Below are 16,384 nucleotides of genomic sequence, written 5' to 3' on the forward strand. Positions count from 1 at the left end.
CTGCCGGCTCCGCCGGATCTGTATCGCTTTGCCTTCCTTGTCTGTTTGAAATGCCGCTGTGCTGGCGCCCTCTGCGCGTCCGACATCGCGCAGCGCCCTGCGGGCAAGTCATCTGAAGGCTGTCATCAAGTCAGAATTCAAGAGGTTCGAAACGCCATGTTGCTGATGATCGACAACTACGACTCCTTTACCTACAACGTTGTGCAATACCTCGGCGAGCTGGGTGCCGAGGTCAAAGTGGTGCGCAACGACGAACTGACCATCGCCGAAATCGAAGCGCTGAATCCCGAGCGCATCGTGGTTTCCCCGGGGCCGTGCACGCCCACCGAGGCGGGCGTTTCCATCGACGCGATCAAGCACTTCGCCGGCAAACTGCCGATCCTCGGCGTCTGCCTCGGCCACCAGTCCATCGGCCAGGCCTTCGGCGGTGATGTAGTCCGCGCCCGCCAAGTCATGCACGGTAAGACTAGCCCGGTATTCCACGAGGACAAGGGCGTGTTTGCCGGCCTCAATCATCCGCTCACCGTTACCCGTTATCACTCGCTGATCGTCAAGCATGACAGCCTGCCCGATTGCCTCGAGCTGACCGCATGGACCCAGCACGATGACGGCTCGGTCGACGAGATCATGGGCCTGCGTCACAAGACCCTGAACATCGAGGGCGTACAGTTCCACCCCGAATCGATCCTCACCGAGCAGGGTCATGAACTGTTTGCCAATTTCCTCAAACAAACCGGCGGCACGCGCTAAGGACTTCCCATGAATATCAAGACAGCCCTCAGCCGTATCGTCGAACACCTCGACCTCAGCACCGATGAAATGCGCGATGTGATGCGCGAGATCATGACCGGCCAGTGCACCGAAGCGCAGATCGGCGCGTTCATGATGGCCATGCGCATGAAAAGCGAGAGCATCGACGAAATCGTCGGCGCCGTGTCGGTGATGCGCGAGCTGGCCGATCAGGTCGAGCTGAAAACCCTCGACGGCGTCGTCGATGTGGTTGGCACCGGCGGTGACGGTGCGAATATCTTCAACGTATCGACCGCGTCTTCCTTTGTTGTCGCAGCGGCCGGTTGCACCGTGGCCAAGCACGGCAACCGCGCGGTGTCCGGCAAGAGCGGCAGTGCCGATCTGCTGGAAGCTGCCGGCATTTATCTGAACCTGACCCCGGTGCAGGTCGCGCGCTGCATCGACAACGTCGGCATCGGTTTCATGTTCGCCCAGACTCACCACAAAGCGATGAAGTACGCCGCCGGCCCGCGCCGCGAACTCGGCCTGCGCACGCTGTTCAACATGCTCGGCCCGCTTACGAATCCGGCCGGTGTGAAGCATCAGGTAGTCGGCGTATTCACCCAGGCGCTGTGCCGGCCATTGGCCGAAGTCTTGCAGCGGCTGGGCAGCAAACACGTGCTGGTGGTGCATTCGAAGGACGGTCTGGATGAGTTCAGCCTCGCCGCGCCGACCTTTGTTGCCGAGCTGAAGAACAACGAAATCACTGAGTATTGGGTCGAACCGGAAGACCTCGGCATGAAGAGCCAGAGCCTGCACGGTCTATCGGTTGAAGGCCCGGAAGCGTCGCTGGCGCTGATCCGTGATGCCCTCGGCAAGCGCAAAACCGAAAACGGCCAGAAAGCTGCCGAGATGATTGTGCTCAATGCCGGTGCGGCGCTGTATGCCGCCGACCTCGCAAGCAGTCTGAAACAAGGTGTGGAGCTGGCGCACGATGCGCTGCACACCGGCCTCGCTCGGGAAAAGCTCGAGGAGCTGGGTGCCTTTACCGCGGTATTCAAAGTGGAGAATGAAGGATGAGTGTACCGACGGTTCTGGAAAACATTCTGGCGCGCAAGGTTGAGGAAGTCGCCGAGCGCAGCGCTCGGGTCAGCCTGAGCGAGCTGGAAAGTCTGGCCAAGGCGGCCGATGCACCCCGTGGTTTTGCCCAGGCTTTGCTGGCGCAAGCGAAGAAGAAACAACCGGCCGTGATTGCCGAAATCAAAAAGGCTTCGCCGAGCAAAGGCGTGATCCGCGAAGACTTCGTGCCGGCAGACATTGCCAAGAGCTACGAAAAGGGTGGGGCCACCTGTCTGTCGGTGCTGACCGATATCGACTACTTCCAGGGCGCCGATGCCTACCTGCAACAGGCGCGCGCCGCCTGCAAATTGCCGGTGATCCGCAAGGATTTCATGATCGATCCGTACCAGATCGTTGAAGCCCGCGCGCTTGGCGCCGATTGCGTGTTGTTGATCGTCTCCGCCCTGGACGACGTGAAAATGGCCGAGCTGGCCGCCGTGGCCAAAGGCGTCGGTCTCGACGTCTTGGTGGAAGTGCACGACGGTGACGAACTGGAGCGCGCGCTGAAGACCCTCGACACGCCGCTGGTCGGGGTCAACAACCGCAACCTGCACACATTCGACGTCAGCCTGGAAACCACCCTCGACCTGCTGCCGCGCATCCCGCGCGATCGTCTGGTGATCACCGAGAGCGGCATCCTCAATCGGGCCGACGTCGAGCTGATGGAAATCAGCGATGTGTACTCGTTCCTGGTCGGCGAAGCGTTCATGCGCGCGGAAAATCCGGGCATTGAATTGCAGCGCCTGTTCTTTCCGGAGCGTGGTGTGCCGATCAGTGGTTCGACCCTCGACTGACCGAGTCGACCTCATTCGCGAGCAGGCTCGCTCCCACATTTGGAATGCATTTCCCCCTGTGGGAGCGAGCCTGCTCGCGAAGGGGCGCTAAATTCCGCTAAATAGATTCAATCTGCCGGAGCTCACCATGTCGCTGCCAACCCCGCTGACCATCGAATCCGGCCTGCAAGCCGAACAGGACTTGCTGGCCTCGGTCTGCGCCGGCGACGCCGAATTCGGCCTGTTGTTCTGGCAACCCACCGATCGCGCGCTGGTCATGCCGCGCCGCCTCAACCGTCTCCCGCATTTCGAGCACGCCTGCGAAGTTTCCGCTGCTGCTGGCTGGCCGGTGCTGTTGCGTGAAACCGGCGGTGAGCCAGTCCCGCAATCCGCTGCGACCATCAACATTGCCTTGGTATATGCCCCGCCTCGCAGCGAAGGCGATCTGAACCGCATCGAAACCGGCTACCGCCGCCTGTGCGATCCGATCTGTCAGTTGCTGGATGAGTTGGGTGGCACCTCGTCGGTCGGGGAAATCGACGGCGCATTCTGCGACGGCCGTTTCAACGTCAATCTCGACGGTCGCAAGATGGTCGGCACCGCCCAGCGCTGGCGCCAGAGTCAGGGAGGCCAGCGTCCGGTTGGCCTGGTGCATGGTGCGATGCTGATGGATGACGAGCGCGAAGCGATGGTTGCTGCGGTCAATCGCTTCAATGAAGCCTGCGGCCTGGATCAGCGGGTGAGGGCGCAAAGCCACATTGCCCTGTATGAGAAATTCAACGCGCCACAGGCATTGGCGCGTCTCGATGAATTGTTTCGTTTGATGCTGGCGCAGATTTACGTCTAGCGCGTGCCGAAGACCACCATGGTCTTGCCTTTCACATCGACCAGGTTGCGTTCTTCCAGATCCTTGAGCACGCGGCCGACCATCTCTCGAGAACAGCCGACGATACGACCGATCTCCTGGCGGGTGACCTTGATCTGCATGCCGTCCGGGTGAGTCATGGCGTCCGGTTGTTTGCACAACTCCAGCAGGCAGCGGGCGACTCGGCCAGTGACATCGAAAAACGCCAGGTCGCCGACTTTGCGCGTGGTGTTACGCAGGCGTTGTGCGATTTGTCCGCTGAGGGCGTAAAGAATGTCTGGATCTTGCTGCGACAGTTCGCGGAACTTGGCGTAGCTGATTTCGGCGGTTTCGCATTCAACTTTGGCGCGCACCCAGGCGCTGCGCTCCTGTTCCTGACCTGCCTGCTCGAACAGACCCAGTTCGCCGAAGAAATCCCCGGCGTTCAGGTAAGCGATGATCATCTCGCGACCATCGTCGTCTTCGATGAGGATGGTGACCGAGCCTTTGATGATGAAAAACAGCGTGTCCGAGCGATCCCCGGCGCAGATGATATTGCTCTTGGCCGCATGACGCCGGCGCTGGCAATGCATCAACAGCTTGTCGATGTTCTTGATTTTGGGTGTGGGGGTAATAGCAACCATGGTTGTATCCCGAAAAGACTGCACGGTGATGTTTGAGTTGTTATGAGGCGCTGAAGGCGGTCGCTACAGAGCTGACGAATTGGCGCCAGCGAATTGGCGCCAGCTTACCAGACACTTCGTCGAAAATTCGAGAAATTACCTACAGCCAGAAAGCATCGGTCCTAGGACGTCGTTCCTGTCGGGACAAAGTGCTGTGCTAAGCTGGCGACCCTTTTTTTACAGTGGAGTCTGGGCGATGAAGGCACGCATCCAATGGGCTGGCGAAGCCATGTTCCTCGGCGAATCCGGCAGTGGTCATGTCGTGGTGATGGACGGCCCGCCGGACGCCGGTGGCCGTAACCTCGGGGTTCGCCCGATGGAAATGCTCTTGCTGGGTGTCGGCGGTTGCAGCAACTTCGACGTGGTCAGCATCCTGAAGAAGTCGCGCCAGGCCGTTGAAAGCTGCGAAGCCTTTCTCGACGCCGAGCGTGCGACTGAAGATCCCAAGGTCTTTACCAAGATCCACATGCACTTCGTGGTCAAGGGCCGGGGCTTGAAAGAAGCTCAGGTCAAGCGCGCCATCGAGCTGTCGGCCGAGAAGTATTGCTCGGCGTCGATCATGCTCGGCGCGGCTGGCGTGGCAATCACCCACGATTATGAAATCGTCGAACTCGGCTGAACCGACATTCAACTATCATAAAAGCAGTGCAGACTCTGGCGATCCCCCGCTGACGTCTGCATAATGCGCCACTTTTTTCAGGGCAGTGATCGGTCAGCCGACGGGTCATCCGCCTGAACAGATAACCAAAATCGCCATCGCGAAGAGGTGTTAACCGTCCTACGCAGGTGCGTTGTTCGCACTTGACGGGCATGCTTGATCACGCGGCCGCGCCGCATACATAGAGAGTTTTTAACGGTGAAAAGCAAACTCAAGCTCCACGGGTTCAATAACCTGACAAAGACCTTGAGCTTCAACATCTATGACATCTGCTACGCGGAGACCCCGCAAGACCAGCAGGCTTACGTCGAGTACATCAATCAAGAGTACAACGCGAAACGCCTGACGCAGATTCTCACAGAAGTTGTCGAGATCATTGGTGCCAACATCCTGAACATCGCCAGTCAGGACTATGAACCCCAGGGCGCCAGCGTCACGATTCTGATTTCGGAAGAGCCGGTAACCCCGACTGACAGCCAGATCGAAGAATCGCCGGGCCCGTTGCCCGAAATCATTCTGGCCCACCTCGACAAGAGCCACATCACGGTGCACACCTATCCGGAAATCCATCCGGACGATGGTATTGCGACCTTCCGTGTGGATATCGACGTGTCGACCTGTGGTGTCATTTCACCGCTCAAAGCGCTCAACTTCCTCATTCACCAGTTCGATTCGGACATCGTGACCGTGGATTACCGTGTGCGCGGTTTCACCCGTGACGTTGAAGGCAACAAGCACTTCATCGACCACGAGATCAACTCGATCCAGAACTACCTCTCCGAAGACACCCGCGACGCGTACCAGATGACCGACGTGAACGTGTACCAGGAAAACCTGTTCCACACCAAAATGCTGCTGAAGAACTTCGAACTGGACAACTACCTGTTCGGCGACGCCACCAGCAACCTCTCGCCCGAGCAACGTGCCCAGGTGACCGACCGTGTGAAACACGAAATGCTGGAAATCTTCTACGCGCGCAATATGCCGACCTAAGATTCCCGGAAACAAAAAAAGGCGACCTCCTGGTCGCCTTTTTCATGCTTCAGACAAAACCCCTGTGGGAGCTGGCTTGCCAGCGATAGGGCAATGTCGGGCGATACATATCTCAGATCCGATAAGTACTCTTGGTCATCACCTTGGCCAACAAGCTCATCCCGAACTTGACCGGCGCCGGAAAACGAAACCCGCCCGCATCCAGGGCACTTTCCGCATGGTGTTCTTCATCGATGCGCATCTGCTCAAGAATCGCCCGGGACTTCTCGTCCTCGGCCGGCAATTGCTCCAGATGTTCGTTCAAGTGTTTGCAGACCTGATGCTCGGTCGCCGCAACGAAACCAAGGCTGACCTTGTCGCTGATCAGTCCGGCCACCGCGCCGATACCGAACGACATGCCGTAAAACAGTGGATTCAGCACGCTGGTGTGGCTACCCAGCTGATGGATGCGCTGCTCACACCAGACCAGATGATCGATCTCTTCTTCAGCCGCGTGCTCCATGGCTGCGCGTACCTGCGGCAACTTGGCGGTCAGCGCTTGCCCCTGATACAGCGCCTGAGCGCAGACTTCGCCGGTATGGTTGATGCGCATCAGGCCGGCGACGTGGCGAGTGTCTTCATCGCTCATCTGCGTATCCGGCTGCAGAATCGCCGGCGACGGGCGGTACGGCTGGCCACTGAAGGGCAACAGAGTGCGCATCGCGGCATCGGCTTGCAGCAGCAGACGGTCTATGGGCGAGTAGTGACGTTGGGTAGTCATGCTGACCTCCGGGAAGAATCTCGGCGGCCAGTTTAACCGAATCGGCCGGCGAGGGTTTGCGCTGGGTCACTTGCTGCGCGGTCAGGCTTTTTTGTGGGAGCGAGCCTGCTCGAGAAAGCGGATTATCGGATACTGAAGTGTTGAATGTATCGGCGCCTTCGCGAGCAGGCTCGCTCCCACAGTTGGTTGTCGCCAGTCAGCCCGGCGGCCAGTTCATCTGGCGCTGACCCAGCACGTGCATATGAATGTGATAGACAGTCTGCCCACCAAGTTCATTGCAGTTCATCACTACGCGGAAGCCTTCTTCGCAACCCAGTTCCAGCGCCAGACGCTGCGCGGTGAACAGGATGTGCCCGGCCAGCGCCTTGTCGTCTTCGGTCAGGTCGTTGAGCGTGCGCACCGGTTTTTTCGGGATTACCAGAAAGTGCACCGGAGCCTGGGGGGCGATGTCGTGGAAGGCCAGAACCTGGTCGTCCTCGTAAATGATCTTCGCCGGGATTTCCCGGTTGATGATCTTGGTGAACAGAGTATCCACTGCTGTTTCTCCGTTGAGTTGGGCTGAATCGAGTGTACCGCTTCGAAGTCGTCTTCCTAGCGGGGGCAGTAAGCTTTGTTGATCATGCCGACGATGGTGCGATTGAGCCAGCGCGAACCCAGCCGCGGCAGGAACGCCAGCCAGCGATTGCGTCGTCCCGGAATGATGATGGCGCGGTTTTTATCCAGTGCGCGTACGGCATGCAGTGCCACTTCTTCCGGACTCATCAGCGAGTGGCTGCTTTCGATCTTTTCGCTACTCATCTGTGCGGTACGGAAGAACGGTGTGCGCGTCGGGCCGGGGCACAGCACCGAAACTTTCACGCCGCTTTGTTTGAGCTCCACGCGCAAGGCTTCGGAAAAATGCAGCACATACGCTTTGCTGGCGTAGTACGTGCTCATCCACGGGCCAGGACTGTAGGCGGCGACCGACGCGACGTTGAGAATCTGCCCGCCACCCAGCAGCGCCATGCTGTTACCCACCGCATGGCAGAGGCGGGTGAGGGCGAGAATGTTGACCTCGATGAGGTCCTGCTCGGTCATCCAGTCCTGCGCGAGGAATGGCCCGCAAGTGCCGATGCCGGCGCAGTTGACCAGTAGATCGATCTGCCGGTCACCTTCTTCGAGCTCCAGCAAAAAACCGGAAAGGCGCAACGGTTCGCCGAGGTCGCAGGCGCGAAACAATACTTCGACATCGAAGCGCTGGGTCAGCTCGATGGCGATACTTTCCAGCTGATCACGCTGCCGTGCCACCAGAATCAGGCTGCGGCCGCGCCGGGCCAGTGCTTCGGCCATGGCCAGGCCGATGCCGCTGGAAGCACCGGTGATCAGAGCGTAACGGGTCATGCAGTTCTCCATCGCAACAGCTCCGCGCCGGCGACGCGGTTGTCGCGGCAGGGAGCGCTGTTCATTCTTGCGCAGAGTCTACAGGGGCCTGCGCCGGTTCGGCTGCCTCGTCGGCGGAAATCGCTGGCGGCTCGACGACCTCAACTTCGTCGGTGGTCACCGAGCCGCTGTCATAGCTGCTCTCCAGATTGCTTTCATATTCTTCCTGCACAGCCGAGAAGCCGCCAAGAAGGCCTCCGGCAAAAATCAGTGCGAAGAATACGATCCATAACGAGCACAGCACTTTGACCGCCGTGCTGTTCGGCGGTGGTGGCGGGCCATAGCGGTTGGCGCCGGCATTGCCGGGTACGACCATCATCACCAGAGGGAAAAAACTGCCGACGAACGGCACCAGATTCAACAACCACAGCCAGCCCGACCAGCCGATATCGTGCAGGCGCTGAACGCTGAACAGAATGCTGACGATCATGAAACCGAGGAACAGGAAGACCGCCAGAATGCCGCCGAGGATCAGGCCGGTGGTTGAATCGCCACTGACCAGACCCAAGGCAATCAAGGCAAACACACCGACGATGGGCAGGGTCACCAGGCTCAGGACCATGGTCCAGGCGAGAAAGCGCAGGCGACCGATCCGGCCTTCGACGCTGAATGGCTTGAGCGTGGCGAATGGCGGCAGAGCTTCACCGACATTGGCGCGCGGTGGGGCGTAAGGCGAGTCCGGTTCCGCCACCGCTGCAGGGTTATCGTGGACATCCGCCAGATTCAGCTCGATGGCGGTTTCCGCTTCGATCCGCGCATCGATCCCGGTTTTGTTCAATGCCTGCAGATACGTCTGGGCATCGCTGTGGGACAGATCACGTTTGAGGGCGACGGTGCGGCCACTGAACAGGCGCTCGATGGCGGCCACATCGCTTTTGAACAGATCCGCCAGATTCAGTTTGGCGGTGGTGAGGTCGACGCCGGGCTGCAGCGCGCCGTCGAAGACGATCTTGTAACGGGTGTCGCTCATGGCCGAGGCATCCTTGTCGCGATTGGGTTTGCAGTAGTCAGTTCAAGGCCAGTCTGACAGCGACTGGCCGGGGGTATTGCTCAGCGCGGCCAGCGTTCCGGCAGCTGTGCGGCGCGCGCCTGAGCCTGACGATATTCTGCATCGAGCCGCGCAATCAACTGATCCACGCTTGGCAGGTCACCAATCTGGCCAACACCCTGGCCCGCCGACCACACGGTCTTCCAGGCTTTGGCTTCATCGTTGATCGGCTTGAGCTTGTCGCCGAAGTTCACCTCGCCCTTGCCTTGCAGTGCCGCCATGTCGAAACCGGCCGCCTCCAGGCTCTGGCGCATGAAACTGGCCGGCACTCCCGACACTGCTGGAGTATGAATGATGTCGGCAGCCTTGGCTGTCAGCAGCATGTCTTTGTAGGCGTCAGGCGCGTGACTTTCTGTGGTGCCGATAAATCGCGTACCGAAGTAGGCCAAATCCGCGCCGAGCAGTTGCGCGGCGAGAATCTCATGGCCGTGGTTCAGACATCCTGCAAGCAAGAGTGTCTTGTCGAAGAACTCACGGATCTCGGCAATCAGCGCAAACGGGCTCCAGGTACCAGCATGCCCGCCGGCACCGGCCGCAACGGCAATGAGCCCGTCGACACCGGCTTCAGCGGCTTTCTCGGCATGGCGCCGCGTGGTCACGTCGTGAAACACCAGACCGCCATAGCTGTGCACCGCGTCGACCAGTTCCTTCACCGCGCCGAGGCTGGTGATAACGATCGGCACCTTGTGCTCGACGCAGATGTCCAGATCCGGCTGAAGGCGCGGGTTGCTGTGGTGAACAATCAGGTTCACCGCATAAGGGGCCGGATTATCCAGCGTCGCCAGGCCCGCTTCGATCTGTTCCAGCCAAGCCTTGAACCCACTGCTTTCGCGTTGGTTCAGAGCCGGAAAGCTGCCGACCACGCCGTTGCGGCAGCAGGCGAGCACCAGTTCCGGATTGGAGATCAGGAACATCGGCGCTGCTACTACGGGCAGACGCAGACGTTGTTCGAGCAAAGCGGGCAGCGACATTGTGAACCCCCCAAGGACCTGTATTGGTTGAAGTTAGAACGGCTTGACCACGACCAGAATTACGATAGCCAGCAATATCAGAACCGGCACTTCATTGAACCAGCGATAAAAGACATGGCTGCGGGTGTTTTCGCCACGGGCATAGCGTTTTACCTGCGCGCCGCACATGTGGTGGTAGCCGATCAGCAATACGACCAGAGTAAGTTTTGCGTGAATCCAGCCGCCCTGGCTGAAGATTGATGGATTAAGGTAGATCAGCCAGCCACCGAAGATCAGCGTGGCGATCATCGCCGGGCCCATGATGCCGCGATACAACTTGCGCTCCATGACGCTGAAGCGCTCCTGGCTGATCGTGTCGGTGCTTTGCGCGTGGTAAACGAACAGGCGCGGCAAGTAAAACAGCCCGGCAAACCAGCAGACGACGCTGACAATGTGAAACGCTTTGAGCCATAGATAGAGCATTTTTGGTTATTCCCTCATTCACGGTAGCCAGATAGTAGAGGCTTGAGCGTCCGCGCGTCACCTTGGCGGTTGTCGCAGGCGCGCGCGGCCCCTATTATCGACGGCTTTCCAGTGGGTTCGTTGAGGGCAGGTTTATGGTCAAGGTCGGTATCGTCGGCGGCACGGGTTACACCGGTGTCGAACTGCTGCGTCTGTTGGCACAGCATCCGCAGGCAGAAGTGGTCGTCATCACTTCCCGATCCGAGGCCGGTCTGGCCGTGGCTGACATGTACCCGAACCTGCGCGGTCACTATGACGGGCTGGCGTTCAGCGTGCCGGACGTGAAAACCCTTGGCGCCTGCGATGTGGTTTTCTTCGCCACGCCACACGGCGTGGCTCACGCCTTGGCAGGCGAGCTGCTGGCGGCGGGCACCAAGGTCATCGACCTGTCCGCTGACTTCCGTCTGCAAGATGCTGATGAATGGGCCAAGTGGTACGGCCAGCCACACGGCGCACCGCAATTGCTGGACGAAGCGGTCTATGGTCTGCCGGAAGTCAATCGCGAGCAGATCAAGAAAGCGCGCCTGATCGCGGTGCCGGGTTGCTATCCGACCGCAACGCAATTGGGTTTCCTGCCGTTGCTGGAAGCAGGTCTGGCCGACGCATCGCGTTTGATCGCCGACTGCAAATCCGGTGTCAGTGGTGCCGGGCGTGGTGCGGCTGTTGGTTCTTTGTACTCCGAGACGTCGGAAAGCATGAAGGCCTATGCGGTAAAAGGTCATCGTCATCTGCCGGAAATTCGCCAGGGCCTGCGTCGCGCGGCGGGCAAGGACGTCGGCCTGACCTTCGTCCCGCACCTGACGCCGATGATTCGCGGTATTCACTCCACGCTCTACGCGACAGTAGCGGATCGCTCGGTTGATCTGCAGGCACTGTTCGAAAAGCGCTATGCCAACGAACCGTTCGTCGATGTCATGCCAGCCGGCAGCCACCCGGAAACCCGTAGCGTGCGCGGCGCCAACGTCTGCCGCATCGCCGTGCATCGTCCACAGGATGGCGATCTGGTGGTCGTGCTGTCGGTGATCGACAATCTGGTCAAGGGCGCCTCGGGCCAGGCGGTGCAGAACATGAACATTCTGTTCGGGCTGGATGAGCGCTTCGGCCTGTCACACGCCGGCATGCTGCCTTAAAAGCAGCTACGAGCTTCAAGCCACAAGCTACAAGAGATCAGAGGCAAGCTTGAAGCTCACCGCTTGAAGCTTGCGCTGCTCCTCTAATAGTTGACCAATTTTCTAGGACAAGCGGATAATGCGCGTCATCACGCATTATGGCGGCGTAACGCCGGGAGATAGTCAGCATGAGCGTCGAATCCTTCACCCCCACGGCTTTGCAATTCACTCAAGGTGCTGCGCACAAGGTGAAGAGCCTGGTCGATGAAGAGGGGAATGATCGCTTGAAGCTGCGCGTATTTGTTACGGGCGGCGGTTGTTCAGGGTTTCAATACGGTTTCACCTTCGATGAAGACGTGGCCGATGACGACACCATTGTCGAGCGCGAAGGCGTGAGTCTGGTGGTTGATCCGATGAGTTTCCAGTACCTGGCCGGTGCGGAGGTGGACTACCAGGAAGGTCTGGAAGGTTCGCGCTTCGTGATCAAGAACCCGAACGCGACAACGACTTGTGGTTGCGGGTCGTCGTTCTCGATCTGATCGCGCTTTACAGCACACAACAAAACGCCGCAGAGCCTTTCGGTTCTGCGGCGTTTTTGTTTCTGAAGGTTATGCCGGGTAGATGGCGCCGAGTACGCGCAGGCCGCGAGCGCCGGTGACGCTTGGCCGATTGGCGGCGATGCCTTCCAGGCAGCAATGGGCGAGCCAGGCGAAGGCCATGGCTTCCACCCAATCTGGATCAACCCCGTGAGTTGCGGTGCTGGCGACTTGGGTATTTGGCAGCAGGTCCGCCAGACGTTTCATCAGCGTGGCGTTGTGCGCGCCGCCGCCACAGACCAGCAGTTCCTGAGTGCCCGATTGAGCGCTTTGTAGCGACTCGACGATGGTCAGCGCCGTAAGTTCGAGCAGGGTGGCCTGAACGTCTTCGGCAGCGAAAGTCGGCAGACGCGATAGATGCTGTTCCAGCCATGGCAGATTGAAGACTTCCCGGCCCGTACTTTTCGGGCCTTTGGTCACGAAGAACGGGTCGCTGAGCAGCGCCTTGAGCAGGGCTGGTTCAACCTTGCCGGTCGCAGCCCATTTGCCGTCCCGGTCATAGTTTTCGCCACGTTGCCGGTGAATCCAGGCGTCCATCAGAACATTTCCCGGGCCGCAGTCGAAACCGGCTACAGGTTTGTTCGGCTCAATCAGGCTGAGATTGCTGAATCCGCCGACATTCAAGACTGCCTGGTTACCAGTACGCTCTTCAAACAAAGCTTCGTGAAAGGCTGGTACCAGAGGCGCACCTTGGCCACCCGCTGCGACATCGCGGCTGCGGAAATCACTGACGACGGTAATACCGGTCAACTCAGTCAGCAGGGCTGGATTACCGATCTGCACGGTAAACCCGCGCGCCGGCTCATGGCGAATGGTCTGACCGTGGCTGCCGATAGCGCGGATTGCTTCGAGCTTGAGTTGTTGCTGCGCGAGGAGGGTGTGAATGCCCGACGCGGCAAGTTCGACCCAGTGTTGCTGGGCAATCGCCGAGCGGGCGATCTCGTCGGGGCCGCTGGCGCACAAGCCAAGCAGCTCGGCGCGCAGGGAGTCAGGCATTGGCAGGTAGTGGGTGGCGATCAGTTTGATCGCCGAGGTCTGCTCGATCAGGGCGATGTCCAGCCCGTCGAGACTGGTTCCGGACATCACACCGATATACAGGGCCATGGCTTAGCGCTTGCTCGAAGCCAGCATGGTGGCTTTCTCTTGATCCATGCGCGCCATCAGTGGCTGGCTCTGCGCGAGGAAGCGCGCGCGTTCGGACTTGGCGATCGGATCGGCCATTGGCAGCTTCTGGCCCAGCGGATCGACGTGAACGCCGTTGACCTGGAACTCATAGTGCAAATGCGGGCCGGTGGACAGGCCGGTGGTGCCGATATAGCCAATGACTTGACCTTGCTTGACGCTGCCACCGGTTTTCACGCCTTTGGCAAAGCCCTGCATATGGCCGTAGAGCGTACGGTAAGTGTTGCCATGCTGAATGATCACAGTGTTGCCGTAGCCACCGCGACGGCCGGCCAGCAGGACTTTGCCGTCACCGGCAGCCTTGATCGGCGTGCCTCGCGGCGCTGCGTAGTCGACACCTTTGTGGGCGCGGATCTTGTTGAGGATCGGGTGCTTGCGGCCCATGGAAAACTTCGAGCTGATGCGGGCGAAGTCAACAGGGGTCCGAATGAAGGCCTTGCGCATGCTGTTGCCATCGGCAGTGTAGTAGCTGCTGTTGCCTTGTTTGTTGGTGTAGCGAACGGCGGTGTAAGTCTTGCCGCGGTTGGTGAAACGCGCCGACAGGATCGGGCCGGTGCCGACCGCCTTACCGTTGATGACTTTCTGCTCGTAGATCACATCGAATTCGTCGCCTTGACGAATGTCCTGCGCGAAATCGATGTCGTAGCCAAAGACACTGGCCATGTCCATGGTCATGCTGTGAGAAAGGCCGGCGCGGGCTGCGGACTGCGACAGTGAGCTGTTGATGACACCGTGGACGTAGGCAGTGCGAACAGTTGGCTTGGCAGTCACTCGGTTGAACGAATAACCCTTGTCATTCTTGGTCAGGGTGATGGTTTCAACGTCGCTGACCTTGCTGTGCAGGCTGGTCAACTGGCCTTCCGGACTCAGTTCGAACTCGAGTTTCTGGCCGCGCTTGAGCTGGCTGAACTGTTTGGCTTGCTTGTCGCTTGCGAGTACTTCGTGCACGGAGGCTGCCGGTAGTCCGACTTTTTCAAACAGGGTAGACAGCGTATCGCCTTTGGAAACCACGACTTCACGGTGGCCAGGCTCTTTCGGTTTCTCAGCAGGCGCCACAGGTGCTGGCGCGGTTTCAGCGGTTTGCGCGGCGTTTTCGTCGCTGTTTTCGATTTGGGCGAACGGCGAAGCTGCGGGCTCGTTTGTGGCTTGAGCCGCATCAGCAGCGTCTTGATCTTGTGTCAGTTGTTCAGCAGGACTTTCCAGTTCAAGACTCAGAGTCGTCTTTTTGGCTTCAACATCGCTGGAGGGAAATACCAGCAGCGCCAGGCTGAGAAGGGCGGCGATTCCACTTGCGGCGAGCAGGTGGGTCTTCGGGTAAAGCGGGGGCGCTTTAGACGGTTCTGTGGTCATAGGTAATTTTTGACTTTGAAATAGATGAATTGGAAAAGATGAATGACATGATGAAGATGAAATAACTGTATAAAATATAACCAAATCATCGCTGAAGCAAGTCTACAGACCTCGGGTCTGTGGATTGGTGTCCGTGCGCCGGGCAAAACTTGTAATTGGTGCGCGTTCTTGTATGGTTGGTTCCCTTTGAATCTGAGCCTTGCGGGTCTGTTATGAAGTCGGTTGAAGAGCAGCTAGCGCTGATTAAACGTGGTGCGGAAGAACTGTTGGTCGAGTCCGAGCTGGTCGAGAAGCTCAAGCGCGGCCAACCGCTGCGTATCAAGGCTGGTTTCGATCCAACCGCTCCGGATCTGCATCTGGGTCATACGGTGCTTATTAATAAGCTGCGCCAGTTCCAGGAGCTGGGGCACCAGGTCATCTTCCTTATAGGTGACTTCACCGGGATGATCGGCGATCCAAGTGGCAAAAGCGCAACGCGCCCGCCACTGACGCGTGAGCAGGTTCTGGAGAATGCCGAGACCTACAAGACTCAGGTTTTCAAAATTCTTGATCCGGCGAAAACCGAAGTTGCCTTCAACTCCACTTGGATGGACAAGATGGGGCCGGCGGATTTCATTCGTCTGACCTCGCAATACACCGTCGCTCGCATGCTCGAGCGCGATGACTTCGACAAGCGCTACACCACTAATCAGCCAATCGCTATTCACGAGTTCCTCTATCCGCTGGTTCAGGGTTATGACTCGGTCGCGCTGCGCGCGGATGTCGAGCTGGGCGGTACCGATCAGAAATTCAATTTGCTGATGGGGCGTGAGTTGCAGCGTGGGTATGGTCAGGAGGCACAGTGCATTCTGACGATGCCATTGCTGGAAGGTCTGGATGGCGTGAAGAAGATGTCCAAGTCGCTGGGCAACTATGTCGGTATCCAGGAAGCACCAGGCGTCATGTACAGCAAGCTGGTTTCCATCCCGGATGCGCTGATGTGGCGTTACTTCGAGTTGCTCAGCTTTCGCTCGATGGATGAGATCAACGCCTTCCGGGCTGACGTCGAAGCTGGAGCGAATCCTCGCGACATCAAAATCAAGCTGGCTGAAGAGATCGTTGCGCGCTTCCATGGTGAAGAGGCTGCGGCGAATGCTCACCGAGGCGCCGGCAACCGTATGAAGGATGGCGAGCTTCCAGATGACTTGCCTGAGATCGAGCTGTCTTCGGTTGAGGATATGCCGATCGCTGCCGTCCTTAATAAGGCAGGCCTGGTGAAGAACTCGGCGGCGGCGCGTGATCTGTTGGCGGCGGGCGGAGTCCGGGTCGATGGCGAAGTGGTTGATCGCTCCTTTATATATGTACTGGGCACGACTCACGTTTGTCAGGCCGGCAAGAAGGCTTTTGCGCGTATTACGCTGAAATCTGAATAAAGTTGAAATTGGGGGTTGACGGCGAATTCTAGAAGTCTATAATTCGCCCCACTTCCGGCGCGGTCGAAACAGAAAACTCCTTGAGATTCAAAGAGTTACGTAGTTTTCGGCAGCGGCTTGCTTCAGATCATCGAGGCTTGGGAGGAGTTGAAAGAGCAGTGATGTGTAGCTCTTTTAACGGTTCGATCTTCTCGGTCGAAAGCGGAGAAAAAGAGGTGTTGACAGCAGCGATTAACG

The 16,384-nt window shown here is 58.8% G+C and carries 18 protein-coding genes; 9 read left to right on the top strand and 9 right to left on the bottom strand.

The features are described from left to right. Window positions 1-156 precede the first annotated feature (156 nt). The 4 genes from J2Y39_RS18275 to J2Y39_RS18290 all read left to right on the top strand — a co-directional run bounded on the left by J2Y39_RS18275 (window position 157) and on the right by J2Y39_RS18290 (window position 3,468). Window positions 157-750 (top strand): aminodeoxychorismate/anthranilate synthase component II, encoded by a 594-nt coding sequence (locus J2Y39_RS18275; RefSeq protein WP_041476683.1) that lies wholly within the window; start codon window positions 157-159, stop codon window positions 748-750. Window positions 751-759: 9 nt separating this feature from the next. Continuing rightward, on the top strand, window positions 760-1,809 hold the full coding sequence (gene trpD / locus J2Y39_RS18280; RefSeq protein WP_041476682.1) for an anthranilate phosphoribosyltransferase: 1,050 nt from the start codon (window positions 760-762) through the stop codon (window positions 1,807-1,809). Further along, window positions 1,806-2,642, top strand: a complete 837-nt coding sequence (trpC, locus tag J2Y39_RS18285) for an indole-3-glycerol phosphate synthase TrpC (protein ID WP_041476681.1) — start codon at window positions 1,806-1,808, stop codon at window positions 2,640-2,642. Before trpD ends, trpC begins: the two co-directional genes overlap by 4 nt. Before the next feature lie 127 nt (window positions 2,643-2,769). Further along, window positions 2,770-3,468 carry a lipoyl protein ligase domain-containing protein gene (locus J2Y39_RS18290; protein WP_310219034.1) on the top strand — a complete coding sequence of 233 codons (699 nt, stop codon included), beginning with the start codon at window positions 2,770-2,772 and terminating at the stop codon, window positions 3,466-3,468. Here the strand turns inward: J2Y39_RS18290 and crp are convergent. Next, a complete protein-coding gene (gene crp, locus J2Y39_RS18295; RefSeq protein ID WP_041476679.1) occupies window positions 3,465-4,109 on the bottom strand; it encodes a cAMP-activated global transcriptional regulator CRP in 645 nt (214 codons plus the stop codon). The two genes, J2Y39_RS18290 and crp, sit on opposite strands and share 4 nt — an antisense overlap. A 235-nt stretch (window positions 4,110-4,344) precedes the next feature. Here crp and J2Y39_RS18300 point away from each other — a divergent pair, with 235 nt between their 5' ends. Further along, window positions 4,345-4,767 (top strand): OsmC family protein, encoded by a 423-nt coding sequence (locus J2Y39_RS18300; protein WP_016772921.1) that lies wholly within the window; start codon window positions 4,345-4,347, stop codon window positions 4,765-4,767. A gap of 237 nt (window positions 4,768-5,004) precedes the next feature. Further along, the gene (gene speD / locus J2Y39_RS18305; RefSeq protein WP_024014530.1) at window positions 5,005-5,799 is read left to right on the top strand and encodes an adenosylmethionine decarboxylase; all 795 of its coding nucleotides are present in this window, start codon (window positions 5,005-5,007) and stop codon (window positions 5,797-5,799) included. Between the two features lie 112 nt (window positions 5,800-5,911). On the opposite strand, the gene coq7 is transcribed toward speD, so the two are convergent. The 6 genes from coq7 to hemJ form a co-directional block, all read right to left on the bottom strand. Next, window positions 5,912-6,559 (bottom strand): 2-polyprenyl-3-methyl-6-methoxy-1,4-benzoquinone monooxygenase, encoded by a 648-nt coding sequence (gene coq7 / locus J2Y39_RS18310; protein ID WP_041476678.1) that lies wholly within the window; start codon window positions 6,557-6,559, stop codon window positions 5,912-5,914. A 196-nt stretch (window positions 6,560-6,755) separates the two neighbouring features. After that, on the bottom strand, window positions 6,756-7,094 hold the full coding sequence (locus J2Y39_RS18315; RefSeq protein ID WP_017128660.1) for a histidine triad nucleotide-binding protein: 339 nt from the start codon (window positions 7,092-7,094) through the stop codon (window positions 6,756-6,758). Window positions 7,095-7,150: 56 nt separating this feature from the next. Then, window positions 7,151-7,939 carry an SDR family oxidoreductase gene (locus J2Y39_RS18320; RefSeq protein WP_041476677.1) on the bottom strand — a complete coding sequence of 263 codons (789 nt, stop codon included), beginning with the start codon at window positions 7,937-7,939 and terminating at the stop codon, window positions 7,151-7,153. A gap of 61 nt (window positions 7,940-8,000) precedes the next feature. Next, window positions 8,001-8,948 (bottom strand): DUF805 domain-containing protein, encoded by a 948-nt coding sequence (locus J2Y39_RS18325; RefSeq protein WP_133336124.1) that lies wholly within the window; start codon window positions 8,946-8,948, stop codon window positions 8,001-8,003. Window positions 8,949-9,028: 80 nt separating this feature from the next. Next, window positions 9,029-9,997: a nitronate monooxygenase family protein gene (locus J2Y39_RS18330; RefSeq protein WP_252868377.1), complete on the bottom strand. Its 969-nt coding sequence runs from the start codon at window positions 9,995-9,997 to the stop codon at window positions 9,029-9,031. A 33-nt stretch (window positions 9,998-10,030) separates the two neighbouring features. Next, window positions 10,031-10,459: a protoporphyrinogen oxidase HemJ gene (hemJ, locus tag J2Y39_RS18335; RefSeq protein ID WP_056786716.1), complete on the bottom strand. Its 429-nt coding sequence runs from the start codon at window positions 10,457-10,459 to the stop codon at window positions 10,031-10,033. A 134-nt stretch (window positions 10,460-10,593) separates the two neighbouring features. On the opposite strand from hemJ, the gene argC reads away from it, so the two are divergent. Continuing rightward, window positions 10,594-11,628 carry an N-acetyl-gamma-glutamyl-phosphate reductase gene (gene argC, locus J2Y39_RS18340; RefSeq protein ID WP_056786719.1) on the top strand — a complete coding sequence of 345 codons (1,035 nt, stop codon included), beginning with the start codon at window positions 10,594-10,596 and terminating at the stop codon, window positions 11,626-11,628. Window positions 11,629-11,795: 167 nt separating this feature from the next. Continuing rightward, window positions 11,796-12,146 carry an iron-sulfur cluster insertion protein ErpA gene (gene erpA / locus J2Y39_RS18345; RefSeq protein WP_007918905.1) on the top strand — a complete coding sequence of 117 codons (351 nt, stop codon included), beginning with the start codon at window positions 11,796-11,798 and terminating at the stop codon, window positions 12,144-12,146. Between the two features lie 69 nt (window positions 12,147-12,215). Here erpA and J2Y39_RS18350 read toward each other — a convergent pair whose 3' ends face one another. Both J2Y39_RS18350 and J2Y39_RS18355 read right to left on the bottom strand, forming a co-directional pair. Beyond that, the gene (locus J2Y39_RS18350; RefSeq protein WP_310219044.1) at window positions 12,216-13,307 is read right to left on the bottom strand and encodes an anhydro-N-acetylmuramic acid kinase; all 1,092 of its coding nucleotides are present in this window, start codon (window positions 13,305-13,307) and stop codon (window positions 12,216-12,218) included. A 3-nt stretch (window positions 13,308-13,310) separates the two neighbouring features. Beyond that, window positions 13,311-14,735, bottom strand: a complete 1,425-nt coding sequence (locus J2Y39_RS18355) for a peptidoglycan DD-metalloendopeptidase family protein (RefSeq protein ID WP_041476672.1) — start codon at window positions 14,733-14,735, stop codon at window positions 13,311-13,313. A 212-nt stretch (window positions 14,736-14,947) separates the two neighbouring features. Between J2Y39_RS18355 and tyrS the strand changes: the two genes are divergently transcribed. Then, a complete protein-coding gene (gene tyrS / locus J2Y39_RS18360; RefSeq protein ID WP_016772931.1) occupies window positions 14,948-16,147 on the top strand; it encodes a tyrosine--tRNA ligase in 1,200 nt (399 codons plus the stop codon). Window positions 16,148-16,384: the final 237 nt, after the last annotated feature.

The sequence above is a fragment of the Pseudomonas sp. 2957 genome (genome assembly GCF_031456345.1).
In the GTDB taxonomy this organism is placed as follows: Bacteria; Pseudomonadota; Gammaproteobacteria; order Pseudomonadales; family Pseudomonadaceae; genus Aquipseudomonas; species Aquipseudomonas siliginis.